8 protein-coding genes are annotated in these 14,385 nt (G+C 71.7%); 5 read left to right on the top strand and 3 right to left on the bottom strand.

Annotation, left to right across the window (positions count from 1 at the left end; all coding sequences use genetic code 11):
• Window positions 1-107: 107 nt before the first annotated feature.
• From ACZCLJ_RS10870 to ACZCLJ_RS10860, 3 genes are all read right to left on the bottom strand, one after another.
• Window positions 108-1,010 carry a carbohydrate ABC transporter permease gene (locus ACZCLJ_RS10870; RefSeq protein WP_251152251.1) on the bottom strand — a complete coding sequence of 301 codons (903 nt, stop codon included), beginning with the start codon at window positions 1,008-1,010 and terminating at the stop codon, window positions 108-110.
• Entirely contained in the window at window positions 1,010-1,909 is a 900-nt protein-coding gene (locus ACZCLJ_RS10865; RefSeq protein WP_251152252.1) for a carbohydrate ABC transporter permease, read from the bottom strand. Before ACZCLJ_RS10865 ends, ACZCLJ_RS10870 begins: the two co-directional genes overlap by 1 nt.
• Before the next feature lie 149 nt (window positions 1,910-2,058).
• Complete coding sequence (locus ACZCLJ_RS10860; protein WP_251152253.1) at window positions 2,059-3,351, bottom strand: ABC transporter substrate-binding protein; 1,293 nt, start codon at window positions 3,349-3,351, stop codon at window positions 2,059-2,061.
• 459 nt (window positions 3,352-3,810) lie between these two features.
• Here ACZCLJ_RS10860 and ACZCLJ_RS10855 point away from each other — a divergent pair, with 459 nt between their 5' ends.
• The 5 genes from ACZCLJ_RS10855 (at window position 3,811) to ACZCLJ_RS10835 (ending at window position 14,383) form a co-directional block, all read left to right on the top strand.
• Window positions 3,811-9,981, top strand: coding sequence for a glycoside hydrolase family 2 TIM barrel-domain containing protein (locus tag ACZCLJ_RS10855; protein WP_463103679.1), 6,171 nt, complete (start codon window positions 3,811-3,813; stop codon window positions 9,979-9,981).
• A 178-nt stretch (window positions 9,982-10,159) separates the two neighbouring features.
• Window positions 10,160-11,278 (top strand): ROK family transcriptional regulator, encoded by a 1,119-nt coding sequence (locus tag ACZCLJ_RS10850; protein WP_251152255.1) that lies wholly within the window; start codon window positions 10,160-10,162, stop codon window positions 11,276-11,278.
• On the top strand, window positions 11,275-12,399 hold the full coding sequence (locus tag ACZCLJ_RS10845) for a substrate-binding domain-containing protein (protein ID WP_463103678.1): 1,125 nt from the start codon (window positions 11,275-11,277) through the stop codon (window positions 12,397-12,399). Before ACZCLJ_RS10850 ends, ACZCLJ_RS10845 begins: the two co-directional genes overlap by 4 nt.
• Window positions 12,396-13,166, top strand: a complete 771-nt coding sequence (locus ACZCLJ_RS10840) for an ATP-binding cassette domain-containing protein (RefSeq protein ID WP_251152257.1) — start codon at window positions 12,396-12,398, stop codon at window positions 13,164-13,166. The genes ACZCLJ_RS10845 and ACZCLJ_RS10840 overlap by 4 nt, the downstream gene beginning before the upstream one ends.
• A complete protein-coding gene (locus ACZCLJ_RS10835; RefSeq protein ID WP_251152258.1) occupies window positions 13,163-14,383 on the top strand; it encodes a sugar ABC transporter permease in 1,221 nt (406 codons plus the stop codon). The genes ACZCLJ_RS10840 and ACZCLJ_RS10835 overlap by 4 nt, the downstream gene beginning before the upstream one ends.
• The last annotated feature ends 2 nt before the right edge of the window (window positions 14,384-14,385 follow it).

Raw genomic sequence — 14,385 nt, 5'->3', positions numbered from 1 at the left:
TGCGGGTGGTGGCGGAGGCGTCGCGGCCGCGAGGTGGAGCCCTGGTCAGGGACCGGGGCACCACCTCGCGGGACCGCTCTGCCGTGCGGGGAGAGGGTGCGCGGTCGTCAGCCCTTGACCGAGCCGGACATCAGGCCCCCGACGAAGTACTTGCCGAGGAGGATGTAGACGACCAGCGTGGGCAGGGACGCGAAGAGCGCTCCCGCCATCGACACGCCGTAGTTCTGCAGCAGCGCGCCGTTCGCGAGGTTGTTCAGCGCGAGCGTGACGGGGCCGTTCTGGCTGGACGAGAAGAACACCGCGAAGAGGAAGTCGTTCCACGCCGAGGTGAACTGCCAGATGAGCACGACGACGAACGCCGGGACCGAGATCGGCAGCACGACCGACCAGTACGTGCGCAGCATGCCCGCGCCGTCCACGCGCGCGGCCTCGATGAGCTCGTGCGGGATCGTCTGGTAGTAGTTGCGGAAGATGAGCGTCGTGATCGGGATGCCGAAGACCACGTGCAGCAGGATCAGGGTCGGGACGCCGCTCGGGATGCCCAGTCCCAGCACGAGCTGGTTGAGCGGGATGATCACGGCCTGGTACGGGATGAACATCCCGAACAGGATGAGCGTGAAGACGAGGTTCGCGCCCTTGAAGGACCACCGCGCCAGGACGAAGCCGTTGAGGGACCCGAGGAACGCGGCGATGATCGAGGCGGGGACGACCATCTGCAGCGTGCGCCAGATGGCCGGCGCCAGCGAGTCCCACGCAGCCTGCCAGTTGTCGAGCGTCCAGATCTCGGGCAGAGCCCACGCGCGTGCCGGTGACGCGTCGCCGGCGCCCTTGAAGCTCGTCACGAAGAGCACGTAGACCGGGATCAGGACGATGAGCAGGAAGGCGATCAGGGCCGCGTAGCGCAGCGTGCGCCCGAGGGAGAAGCGCTCGCGTCCCCGCGGGCGGCGGGTCTCGGTCGGCGTGCCGACGACGTCCGGAGCAGGGACGGCCGGGGTCGAGGTGGTCGTCATCACTTCTCCTGACGGTTGGTGCGGATCAGGTACGGCACGATGACGACGGCGACGATGACCAGGAGGATCGAGCCGACGGCCGCGGCGCTCGCGTAGTCGAAGCTCGACTTGAACACGTACATGTCGACGGCGGGCACCTTGGTCTGGTAGTTCGCCGGCTTGGAGATCGACATGATGAGGTCGAACGCCTTGAGCGACATGTGGCCGATGATGATGAGCGCCGAGAGCGCGATGGGCGACAGCTGCGGGAACAGCACGTGGCGGTACAGCTTCCACTCGCTCGCGCCGTCCATGCGCGCGGCCTCGCGCAGCTCGTCCGGGATACCGCGGAACCCGGCGAGGAACAGGGCCATGACGTACCCGGAGAGCTGCCAGATCGCCGGGATGGCGATCGCGGTGATGCCCCAGGAGACGTTGTTCCACCAGTTGTTCTGCAGGAAGTCCAGGCCGACCATCTGGAACAGGCGGTTGAGCCCGCTCGCCGACTCGTCCTGGTTCGAGTTCAGCAGCCAGCGCCACACCACGCCGGACGCCACGAACGACACGGCCATGGGGAACAGGTAGACCGAGCGGAAGATCCCCTCGCCCCGCAGGGGCTTGTCGAGGAGCCAGGCCCACAGGAATCCCATGAGCATCGTGCCGACGAGGAACACCACCGTGTACAGCACGAGGTTCTTCAGCGAGTGCTGGAACGCCTCGCTGCCCAGCAGGTCGGTGTAGTTCTGGAACCACACGACGACCGACGGCTGCTGGCCGGTGGCCTGTGCGGCGGTGTGGTTGTCGGTGATCGAGGTCTGGAAGTTCGCGCCGATGAGCCCGTAGACGAAGACGCCCACGAGGATCAGCGAGGGGGCGAGCATGAGCAGCGCGGGGCCTGCTCGCCGCAGGGACTTGAGCATGGTTGGACTTCCCGGGTCGGGGACTGTGCGTCAGGCGGTCGGCACGGGCCGGCCGCGCGTCGTCGGGGCGGTGCCCGACGACGCGCGGCGGCCCGGGCGTGCGGGTGCGGGCCCTGCGCGTCGCCCGCGCAGGCCCCGCACCCCGGAGGTCAGCCCTGCGCGGCGGCGGCGAGCTCGGTCTGGTAGGTCGCGAGGTCGGACCCACCGGACGTGAACTTGCTCGTCGCGTCGGAGACCGCGTTGAGCGTCGCGACGGGCGCGGCGGCACCGTGCGCGAGCGAGGACACGATGGTGTCCTGGCCGAACGACTCGATCGCCGTCTGCTGGTACTCGGAGAACTCCGAGGGGTCGGCGTCGGTGCGGGCCGGGATGGAGCCCTTGGCCTTGTTGAACGCGACCTGGCCCTCGAGGGAGCCGACGGTCTCGAGCCACGCCTTGGCGCCGTCGGGGTGCGGCGCGCCCACCGGGAGGGTGAACGAGTCGGCGAGGAAGTCGAACACGCCGTCGGTGCCCGGAACGGGGAACGCGATGAAGTCGGTGCCGAGAGCCTTGTCCTGCTCCTCGAACGCCGCGACCGCCCAGTCGCCCATGACGTTGAACGCGGCGTTGCCGTCGATCACCATCTGGGTCGCCTCGGGCCAGTCGAGCCCGTCACGGTCGGTGTTGGTGTAGCTCATGAGCGTCTCGAACTTCTCGAGCGCGCCGGTGACCTCGGCACCCTCCCAGTCGGTCGAGCCGTCCCACAGACCGGTGTACGACTCGGCGCCGAGCTCGGCGAGGAGCACGGTCTCGAGCAGGTGCACCTGGGTCCACGTCGTCGCGACGGACAGCGGCGTGACGCCGGCAGCCTTCAGCGTCTCGAGGTCGGCCATCCAGGCGTCGAGGTCGGCGTACTCGGCGGCGGGGTCGATCCCGTTGTCCTCGAGCACGGTCGGGTTGGCCCACACGACGTTGGCGCGGTGCACGTTCGACGGGATCGAGTAGATCGCGCCGTCCTCGGCCGTGACGCGGTCGACCAGGTCGGCCGGGAACACGTCGGTGAGGCCGAACTCGTCGTACAGGTCGGAGACGTCCTCGATCTGCGCGGCGTCGATGTAGTCCTGGAGCTCCGCACCGGCGTGCGCCTGGAACGTGTCCGGCGGGTCCTGCGCCTGGAGGCGGGACTGGAGGAGGTCCTTCGCGGCGGAGCCTGCGCCGCCGGCGACCGCGCCGTTGATGAACTCGGTGTCGGGGTGCTGCTCGTCGAACACGCCGACGAGGGCGTCGAGGCCCGCCTTCTCGGAGCCGGCCGCCCACCAGGTGAAGACCTCCACCTCGTCGCCGCCGCCGCTACCGCCTTCGGTGTTGTCGTCACCGGAACCGCCGCCGCTGCACGCGGCGAGTGCCAGACCCACGAGGGCGGCACCGGCCACCGTCGCGCTCGTCCTGCGAGTGAGTCGCATCGTGTCTATCCCTACGCCTTCTTCGGTGTCGGGGGCCGGCGGGCGGACGGGGGAGGTCCACGTCGTCGGCCGGGCGCATCGGTGCGCCCTCGAACCCGAGCCCCATACAACGTCGGCCAGGGCTTGATGTCAAGAAATGAACGCAGCCGAGACTCTTTCGTGATGTTCCCATCATGACTTGGACGCAAGGCGCGCGTGACCCGGGGTGGACTGCCGCGCCGGGCCTGGCGCGCGGGTGGGCAAGGGCTGCTCGGCGGCGAGGCGGGCCGCGCCACCGTCATGATGGGTCGTGTTGTTTTTTGTTGAGATGTGATCGTAGACTGCGCGTGCGCTGGTCCCCCGAGCGCTCGTCCCCTGCGGTGCGACCCGCGCGTCGCCCCCCGTCCTGGCAGTCCTCCGGTCCGCGTCGTCGCCGACGCGCAGCCACCCTGAGCAGCACCGCGCCCTCGAAGGAGAGAGATGCGAAGCACGAGCGACGTCCCCGGACGTCCTGTCCACAGCAGGCCCGCACGATGGGCGGTCGCGGTCGCGACCGCCGCAGGGCTCGCCGTGTCGGGGCTGGTCGCTCCGGCGGCCGGTGCCGCGCCGGCCGTCCAGGCGGTCGACAACCCGGAGGTCACCGGGACCGAGTGGACGACGCCGACGGCGGTGAAGGTCGGTCAGACGCCGTCACGCTCGGTCATGGTGCCGTTCGACACGGTCGACGAGGCCAAGGCCAACCCGACCCTCCACCAGGCGCAGCGCGCGTCGGAGAACATCCGCCTGCTCAACGGCACGTGGCAGTTCAACCAGGTGGACGCCCCGGCCGACAAGCCCGACGTCTCCGGCGTGACGACCATCCCCGACGAGGGGTACCAGGACATCGAGGTCCCGTCGAGCTGGCAGGTGGCCGGCAGGTACGCGGGCGCCCTGGGCACCGACTTCCCGATCTACAACAACCAGGACTACCCCTTCCAGTCCTCCGGCGGAGGTGTCCCGAACCAGGGCGACTTCGACGCAGCGCAGGCGCCGACGGCGTTCAACCCGGTCGGCACCTACATGCGCACGCTCGACCTGACCGCCGAGGACATCACCGACAACCGGCTGATCCTGTCGTTCCTCGGCGTCGAGTCCGGCTTCTACCTCTCCGTGAACGGGGCCGTCGTCGGGTACGGCGAGGACAGCTTCAGCACGTCGGAGTTCGACGTCACCGACTACGTGCACGAGGGCGAGAACCTCATCACGGTCCAGGTGTACCGGTGGACCACGGGCAGCTTCCTGGAGAGCCAGGACGGGCTGAACTTCGCCGGGATCCACCGCGACGTCTACCTGACCGTCCAGCCCGACGTCGCGGTGTACGACTACGACGTCGAGACGACGTTCACGGACCACGACTACTCGTCCTCGCAGCTCGAGGTCGAGGTCGACGTGGCGAACACGTCAGCGGAGGCCGCCGAGCGCACGGTAAAGGCGCACCTCTTCGACGCGCAGGGCGAGCCGGTCGGTGAGCCCGTGAGCACGTCCGTGACGGTGGGCGCCGGCGAGACAAGCACCGCCGACCTCACCACCACCGTCGAGGACCCCGCGCTCTGGTCCGCCGAGCTGCCGAACCTCTACACGCTGGTCCTCGAGCTGACGGACGCGGACGGCACGACGCTCGAGACCTTCGGCAAGCGCGTGGGCTTCCGCGAGTTCTACATGGAGCACGCGGGCACGTCGGACTCGACGTCGAACATGCGCATCAACGGCCAGAACATCGAGCTCTACGGCGTCAACCGCGGCGAGAACGACCCCGCGTTCGGGCACCACGTGCCGTACGAGAACGTCGTGGCCGACGTGCGCAACGCGAAGCAGCTCAACATGAACGCGATCCGCACGAGCCACTTCCCGCCGGACCCGCACCTGCTCGACCTCGCGGACGAGTACGGCCTGTACGTCATGGACGAGGTGAACGTCGAGTCGCACAACGGGCGCGACGGCATCAACAACACGCCGTACGCCATCGACCCCTCGCTGACGAGCCGTGACTTCCCGGGCAACGACTCGCGGTACACGGTCTCGATGGAGCAGCGCATGCGCAGCATGGTCGAGCGGGACAAGGGCTACCCCTCGGTGATCATCTACTCGCTCGGCAACGAGGCGGGCACCGGCCCGAACTTCGACACGATGATCGACGTCATCAAGGAGCTCGACGGCGAGAAGCTGGTCCACTACCAGGGCGACAACGGCAACCCGCGCGTCGACATGATCGGCGCGATGTACCCGGCCTACAGCGCCGCGAACCGCCCGACGGCGGAGAAGCCGTTCATCATGATGGAGTACCAGCACTTCATGGGGAACACGGGCGGCGAGCTGTCGCGCTACGTCGAGATCATGGAGGGCAGCCACCGCCAGCAGGGCGGGTTCATCTGGGACTACGTCGACCAGTCGGCGCTCACGCTCAAGGAGGGCGCGGACACGTCCGACGGGGTCACCCGGGACGAGCTGTTCTTCGGCATGGACGGCAGCTGGCCGCAGGTGTCCGGCGACGGGAACTTCCTCATGAACGGCGTGCTGTTCCCGGACCGCACGTGGAAGCCCGGCGCCTACGAGGTCAAGAAGCAGTACCAGGACCTCAAGTTCTCCCAGACGGACGCGCAGCGCGCGGAGCGCCAGGTCACGATCACGAACCTCAACCGGTTCAAGAACGCCAACTACTACGACGTCGTGTGGTCCTTGCAGGAGGACGGCACGACCGTCCAGAGCGGCACGCTGACCGACGCCGAGGCGGACCTCGCGCCGCCGACGGGTGACGTGGACGCGGGCTCGACGACGACGGTGACGCTCCCGTACGGGATCGAGGACCCGACGCCGGGGGCCGAGTACCAGCTCCTCGTCGAGTACCGGCTCGCCGCCGCCACGCCCTACGCGGAGGCGGGCTACGTCCAGGGCAGCGCCCAGTTCGCGCTCGACGCCCGGGGCGTCGACCAGGTCGTCGACCCGGAGGCGCTCGGCGCGTCGCGCACCGACACCACCGACGACGCCGTGACCGTCACGGGCACGACGCCCGAGGGCTCGCCCTTCACGGTCGCGGTCGACAAGGCCACGGGCCTGCTGGACACGTACCGGGTCGGCGACGACGACCTCGTCACCAAGGCCCCCGTCGGCTCGTTCTTCCGCGCGGAGACCGACCAGAACGGCGCGGTGCGCGGCAACGCGCACAACCTCGCTACGCCGGAGGGCTACCAGGCCTGGCTGAACCAGGGCGAGGACCTGCAGGACGTCTCCGTCAACACGCTGGGCGGCGACGGCGGGACGACGAAGATCGTCGTCAACGCGGCGCTGCGCAACGGCAGCGCGTACACGACGATGTACACGGTGTACGCCGACGGGACGGTCGTCGTGGGCGCGCGGCTCGTGCCGTCCGCCGAGGCGCCCGACCAGCTCGGCGAGTTCGGCATGATGATGCAGCTCCCGAGCCGGTTCGAGAACGTCGAGTGGTACGGGCGCGGGCCGTCGGAGACGTACTGGGACCGCAAGGCGGGCAACAACGTCGGCGTGTGGTCCGGCACCGTCACCGACCAGTTCGTGCCCTACCCGCGCATCCAGGAGAACGGCAACAAGACGGACGTGCGCTGGATGGCGCTCACCGACGACGACGGCACGGGCCTGCTCGCCTCCATGACGTACGGCGAGGGCTACTCGGGCGACCCCCTGGAGGCGGTCGCGCTCCACCACACGCCGGAGTCGCTGTCGTCCTTCAGCTCCAAGAAGCGCTACCCGCACGAGGCCGAGCGGACGGACGACGTGGTGCTGCGCGTGCTCGAGCACCAGAAGGGCGTCGGCAACCTCGACTGGGGCTCCGAGCCGCCGTCGGCGATGATCCGCAAGACCGACGCGGCGCTGCTCGACTACACGTACACGCTGACGCCGCTCGAGGCCGGCTCCGACCCGATGGCGCGGTCCAAGGCCATCTATCCGGCGCCGACGTTCGCGCTGCTGGACTCCGTGGCGGTCGACGGCATGCCGCTGGAGGGGTTCACGCCGGAGACGTTCGGCTACGACTTCACGCTCCCCGAGTACTACCCGGAGTCGTTGCTGCCGGAGGTCACGGCGACCGCGCCCGAGGGCACCACGGTGACGATCGACCAGCCGACGGAGATCCCCGGGACGGCCGTGCTGCACGTGACGTCCGGTGCGTCGTCGGTGGACTACACCGTGAACATCACGCGGGCCCCTGAGCCGCAACCGGTGCTCGCGGTCTCGGACCTCGTGGACGTCCCGCCGACCGTGTCGGCGTCCGGCGCCTACACCGGCGGGCAGCCCGGCGTGGGCGACCTGCTCTACGCGTACAGCGGCTACTCGCGGATCTTCGAGGACGTCAGCGGGACGGGTGCCGCCCTCCAGACGGCGAGCGGCACCTACGAGAAGGGGTTCCAGGGCAACGCGCACCAGATCGTCGACCTCGACATCTCCGACCACGCGGTGACCACGTTCTCCGGCACCGGCGGGATCGACCCGTCGAAGTGGTCGGGCTCGGGCGCGACGCGATCCAGCGTGGTCTTCGAGGTGTGGGGCCACCCGGACGTCGACGCCCTGACCGCCGACTACTACGCCCCGATGGCCCCGGGGTCCGCCGGGACCGGGACCGTCGTCACGGACGGCTGGACGAAGCTCGCCGCCAGCCCGGTGATCTCCGGGCGGAACGACTTCGCGTTCGACGAGGTCCCTCTGACCTACGACGCGGACGGCGGGACCGCCCGCTACGAGGCGCTGCGCCTCGTCATGAACGCCAACGGCGACAACGGCCACGACCAGGGTGTGTGGGGCGACCCGCGCATCGCCGTCGACCTGCCGGAGGACCCTCAGCTGCACGGGATCTCGCTCGACGGCGCGACGCTGCCCGGTTTCGACCCCGAGGTGCACGAGTACACGCTGGTGCTCGGGTCCGGCGCCGACGTGCCGACGGTCTCGGTCGACCACGACCGTGGTCTCTTCGTCCACGTCACCCAGGCCACGGAGGTCCCGGGCACTGCGACGGTCCGCGTCGGCACCGAGACCTACGAGGTCACGTTCGAGCGCGCGGAGTCCCCGGAGGGCCAGCAGGCGTACGTCGGCGACCTCGTCACGATCCCCGGCTCGATCGCCGAGGACGGCGAGGACCAGGCCGCGGTGCTGCACGGCAACCTGCTGTACGCGTACAGCGGCTCCGGGGGCGTCTACCTCGACCGCAGCGAGGGCGCCGGGGGCGACGCGACCCTGCGCCTGCGCGAGAGCGGCGAGGGCGCCGGTGCCGTCGTCCGGGAGTACGAGCACGGCCTGGCCGGCCGGGCCGCGCAGGTGCTCGACGTCGACGTGTCCCACCGGGACGCGCTGCGCTTCACGGCGGACGTCGGCGTGGACTGGACGATGCAGCCCGACGGCGGCGACGGCGCGGCCGTGCGGTTCGCCGTGTGGGGTGCGCGCGACGCCGCGGCGCTCACGAACGGCTTCTACGCCGGGGCGACGGGCGCCGACGTGCCGACCGAGGGCTGGGACGAGCTGGGCACCTCTCCGGTCCTGGCGAACGCCGGGTACACGGGCGACCTCGAGGTGCAGCGTGACCTGCACCGGTTCGACCTCGACCTGACGTACGAGGGCGAGGACGGCGAGCGTCACCCGTACGAGGCGCTGCGTCTCGTGATGCTCCCGGTCGAGGGTGCGACGGCTCCCGCGCAGGGGGTGTGGGGCGACCCGCAGGTCACCTTCGTGGGCGACGAGCTCGACGAGCCCGTCGACATGATCCGGCTGACGTCCGAGGTGAGCGGGACGACGGCGTCGATCGGCTACCTGCTCAGCACGGAGCCGACCGGGCAGAAGATCCGCAGCATCGCCGTGGCGTACGACGACGCGAACCGGATGCTCGGCTACCGCGAGGTCACGTTCGACACGGAGGACGGCAACCAGGACGGCGACCTGCCGATCTCGCTGCCGGAGGGCACCACGCCCGCGTCGCTGTCCTACCTCCTGGTCCAGGACGGCACGCTCGCCCCGGTGGCGGGTGCCTGGACGAAGGACCTCGCGGCCGGCGAGGAGTCCTTCTCCCACTCGGCGCTGCGCGAGGTCGTCCCCGGCGCCGAAACGGCGTTCGAGGTGGACTTCGCGGCGGACACGCAGTCGGTCACGCTGCACGGGTCCGGGTTCTCCCCGGGTGCGGTCCTCGTCGTCGAGGGGACGGCGGACGGCGTGGACGGTCTGGACCACGTCGCGTTCGTCACGGCCGACGGCCGGGGCGTGCTCGACTACACCTACCGGTCCGCCGCGAGCTCGCTCGACGCGATCACGGTGCGGGTGGGCGGCCAGGGCGTCGACGGCGTCATCGAGCGTCCCGAGGCCCCCGAGGGCGTGGCGGTCACCGTCACCGCCGACGTGCGGTGCCTCGCGGGCAAGCCCTACCTCGCCGTCCGTGCGGTCAACGACGACGACGTCCCGCTGGACGTCGAGATCGCCACCCCGTACGGGACGAAGACGTTCACCGGCGTCGCGCCGGGGAAGAACGCGTACCAGTCCTTCGCGGTGCGGGGCGCGGACCCGCAGGCCGACGCCGTGACGGTCACCGTCCGACCGTCGGACGCCGGCGACGACCGCGAGACCGTCGCCAGGCCGGAGCACCCCGCTCCGACCTGCGGCTGACGGAACCGCCCGGGGTGCGCCGGTCGTCCGACCGTCGGACCGGCGCACCCGGGGCACCCTCGGCCTCGCAGTTCAGGCCAGGAAGTGAACGCAAGGAGCTATTCTGGCGCTCGTGCGCGCTGACCGGGTGACCCCGGGCTCGCAGACTTCACTGCGTGAGGCCAACCGAGCCCGGATCGTGAGCGCCGTCCAGCAGCGTGGCTCCCTCACGCAGATCGAGCTGGCCGGCGTCACGGGGCTGTCCCCGGCGACCGTCTCCAACATCGTCAAGGAGCTCACCGGCGCGGGCGTCCTGCACACGTCGCCGTCGACGCGCAGCGGCCGGCGCGCGCTGCAGGTCACGCTCGCGCGCAACCTCGGCCTCGTCGCCGGCGTCCACTTCGGCACCCGCTCGCTGCGCGTCGCGCTCGCCGACGCCTCGATGCGGGTCCTCGCCGACCAGCGCATGCCCCTCGCGCCCGACCACCGTGCCGACACGGGGCTCCAGCGCGCGGCGATGCTCGTCGAGGAGATGGTCGCCTCGGTCGACGCCGCGCCCGGCGAGCTGCTCGCCGTCGGGGTCGGTGTCCCAGCGCCCGTGGACGTGCGCACCGGGCGGATCGCGACGGTGGGGATGCTGCGCGGGTGGGACGGCGTGGTGGTCCCCGAGCTGCTCGAGGCAGAGGTCGGCGCACCTGTCACCGTGGACAACGACGCGAACCTCGGCGCGCTCGCCGAGACCCGGTTCGGCGCGGCCCAGGGCCACGACGCCGTCGCCTACCTGCGCGTCTCGCACGGCGTGGGCGGGGGGCTGGTGCTCGGCGGCCGCCTCGTGCACGGGCGCGGTGGGGTCGCGGGGGAGATCGGGCACGTGACGATCGACGAGAACGGGCCGATCTGCCGGTGCGGCAACCGCGGCTGCCTCGAGACGTTCGTCGGGGCGAACGTGCTGCTCGGCATGCTGTCCGAGAGCCGCGGCCACCTCACGCTGCGCGACGTCATCGCCCGGGCCCGGGAGGGCGACCCCGGCTGCCGACGCGTCCTGTTCGACGCCGGGCAGCACCTCGGCGTCGCCGCGGCGAACCTGTGCAACCTCGTCGACCCCGAGATCGTCGTCGTCGGGGGGCAGCTCGCCGAGGCGGGCGAGATCCTGCTCGGACCGCTGCGCACCGTCCTCGAGCAGCGCACCGTGCCGAGCACGGCCGGGCCGGTCGAGGTCGTCGCGTCCGCGCTGGGCTCCGCGGCCGAGGTCCGCGGCGCGCTGGCCGTCGCGCTCGACACGGCCCGCGTCAGCGGCGCGCTGGGGGTGGGGGCGTGAGCCGTCGACCCGGGGCCGCGCGGCCCGCACCGCGTCGTCGGGCCCTCCGCGTCGCGGCGCTCGCCGCGGTGACGCTCGCGCTCGGGGCGGGCTGCGCCGTCGACCAGGGCGCGGAGCAGACCGGCCCCACCGAGGGCACGATCGGGCTCCTGCTGCCCGAGGCGAAGACGGCCCGGTACGAGACGACGGACCGGCCGACGTTCGTGTCCGTCGTCGAGCGGCGCTGCCCCACGTGCGAGGTGCTGTACGCCAACGCCGCGCAGGACGCGGCGAACCAGCAGCAGCAGGCCGAGTCGATGCTCGCGCGCGGGGCGGACGTCCTCGTGCTCGACGCCGTCGACACGGTCGCCGCCGTGAGCGTCGTGGCGGAGGCCCGGCGCCTCGGGGTGCCCGTCATCGCCTACGATCGCTTCGTCGCCGACGCGGACTACTACGTGTCGTTCGACAACGAGCTCATCGGCTACCTCATGGGGGAGGCCCTGGTCGGCGCGGTCGAGGCCCGCGCCGAGGAGGACCCGCCCGCGGAGGGCCGACCGGGGGTGCTGCTCGTCCAGGGGTCGCCGACCGACCCGAACTCCGCGGCGCTCGCCGCGGGCGCCCACCGCGCTCTCGACGGAGAGGACATCGACGTGCTCGCCGAGTACGACACCCCCGACTGGAGCCCCGACAAGGCCACCGAGTGGGTCGAGGGGCAGCTCACCCAGTACCCCGGCCGCGTCGACGGCGTCTTCGCCGCGAGCGACGGTATCGCGGGGGGCGCCATCGCCGCGATGAAGGCCGCCGGCCTCGACCCCGTGCCGCCGACCACCGGCCAGGACGGCGAGCTCGCCGCGGTGCAGCGCGTCATCTCGGGCGACCAGTACATGACGGTCTACAAGGCGACCTCGCAGCAGGCGCGCACCGCCGCGGAGCTCGCCGTGCGGCTGCTGCGCGGGCAGGACCCGCGCGCCACGGCCGTGATCGACGGCGTCCCGAGCCTCCTGCTGGCGCCCCGCGCCGTCGGGCCCGACGACGTGCAGCGCGTCCTCGTCGACGGCGGCGTCTACACCGTCGACGAGATCTGCACCCCGTACTACGTCGAGGCCTGCCTCGACGTCGGACTGCTGGAGGCCGCCTCGTGAGCGCGCCCCAGCCGGTGCTGTCCCTGCGCGGCGTGTCGAAGAGCTTCGGCGGCGTGCGCGCGCTCGTCGACGTGGACGTCGACGTGCACGAGCACGAGGTCCTCGCCGTCGTCGGCGACAACGGCGCGGGGAAGTCCACGCTCGCGGGCGTCGTCGCCGGCGCGTTCCGCCCCGACACCGGGCAGGTCCTGCTCGACGGCGAGCCCGTCGCCATCTCGTCCCCGAAGGCGGCTCGCGAGCTCGGGATCGCCGCCGTCTTCCAGGACCTCGCGCTCGTCGACGACCTCGACGTCGTCGAGAACCTCTTCCTCGGGCAGGAGACGGTCCACGGACCGTTCCTCGACGAGGTCGCGATGGAGCGCGAGGCGTGGGGCCTGCTCGACCAGCTCGCGGCGACCGTCCCGTCCGTGCGGCTCCCCGTCCGGGCGCTGTCCGGCGGGCAGCGTCAGGTCGTCGCCGTCGCGCGCGCCCTCCTCGGCGCGCCGCGCGTGCTCGTCCTCGACGAGCCGACGGCGTCGCTCGGCGTGCGCCAGACCGCCGAGGTCCTCAACCTCATCGAGAAGCTGCGCGAGCGCGGCCACGCCGTCGTGCTCGTGAGCCACCAGGCGGGCGAGCTGCAGGCCGTCGCCGACCGCATCCTCGTGCTCCGGCTCGGGCGCGTGCACGGCGAGTTCGCGGGCGACACGTCGTACGAGGACCTGCTCGCCGCGATGACGGGTGCCGTGCGCCCCGGTCGCACCGGCGGCCCGAGGGCGGTGCCGCGATGAGCGTCCCCGGCCCCTCCGCGGGCGTCCCCCTCGACCGCGCGGCCGACCGTCACGGCACGCTCTCGGGCTCCGTCGTGCAGCGGGTCCGCGGCGCGCACCTCGGCATGCTCCCGATCGTCGGCGCGCTCCTGCTCATCTGGGCCGTGCTCGGCGCGATCAACCCCGCGTTCCTGTCCGCCGAGAACCTCGTCAACCTCACGCTCCAGAGCGCGCCCACCGGGATGATCGCGCTCGGCGTCGTCCTCGTGCTGCTCGTGGGGCAGATCGACCTGTCCGTCGGCTCGGTGAGCGGTCTCGCCGCGGCCGTGCTCGCCGTCGGGACGGTGAGCCTCGGGTGGCCCGTCGCGCTCGCGATCCTCGCGGCGCTCGCGGTGGGCGTCGTCGTCGGGCTCGGGTACGGCGCGCTGTCGACGCGCCTCGGGCTGCCGTCGTTCGTCTTCACGCTGGCCGGGCTGCTGATCCTCGCGGGCGTCCAGCTGCGCGTCCTCGGGCCGAAGGGCTCGATCAACCTCCCGTTCGAGTCGTGGCTCGTGCGCACCGTCCAGCAGGGCTTCCTGCCGCAGGCCGCCGCCTGGGCGGTCGTCGTGGTCGTCGTCGCCGGGTACCTCGCGGTCCAGGTGGTCGACCACGTGCGCCGGGTGCGCGCAGAGCTCCCCGCGCCGGGGGTGGCGCGCATCGCGGTGCGGACCGGGATCCTCGCCGTCGTGCTCGCGGGCACGGTCGCGTACCTCGGCACGGCGCGCGGGGTCGGGTACACGGTCGTGCTGTTCGTCGCGCTCGTCGTCGTGGTCGACGTCCTCCTGCGGCGCACGCGCTGGGGGCGGTCGGTGCGCGCCGTCGGCGGCGACCGGCGGTCGGCGCTGCTCGCCGGCGTCGCGGTGCGCCGCACGGTCGTGTCGTGCTTCGTCGCGTGCTCCACGTTCGCGGCGCTCGGCGGCGTCCTCGCGGCCGGCCGGCTCGCCGCCGCGAACCAGGGCACGGGCGGCGCGGACACGTACCTCACCGCCATCGCGGCGGCCGTCATCGGCGGCACGAGCCTGTTCGGCGGGCGTGGCAGCGCGTGGTCGGCGCTGCTCGGCGTGCTCGTCATCCAGTCGATCGCGAACGGCCTCACGCTGCTCAACCTCGACACGGCGACGCGGTACATCGTGACGGGAGCGGTCCTGCTGCTCGCTATCGTCGTCGACATGCTCATCCGCGGTCGACGAGAGGTCTAGAC

This window comes from Cellulosimicrobium sp. So1_17 (genome assembly GCF_055181235.1).
Note: the sequence above shows the minus strand (reverse complement) of the source record. Positions and strands in the feature narration are given on the sequence as shown.

Excerpts from the sequence above, each read along its gene's own strand:
- ACZCLJ_RS10870 (WP_251152251.1), bottom strand. The coding sequence starts at position 1,010 with ATGACGACCACCTCGACCCCGGCCGTCCCTGCTCCGGACGTCGTCGGC.
- ACZCLJ_RS10865 (WP_251152252.1), bottom strand. The coding sequence starts at position 1,909 with ATGCTCAAGTCCCTGCGGCGAGCAGGCCCCGCGCTGCTCATGCTCGCC.
- ACZCLJ_RS10860 (WP_251152253.1), bottom strand. The coding sequence starts at position 3,351 with ATGCGACTCACTCGCAGGACGAGCGCGACGGTGGCCGGTGCCGCCCTC.
- ACZCLJ_RS10855 (WP_463103679.1), top strand. The coding sequence starts at position 3,811 with ATGCGAAGCACGAGCGACGTCCCCGGACGTCCTGTCCACAGCAGGCCC.
- ACZCLJ_RS10835 (WP_251152258.1), top strand. The coding sequence starts at position 13,163 with ATGAGCGTCCCCGGCCCCTCCGCGGGCGTCCCCCTCGACCGCGCGGCC.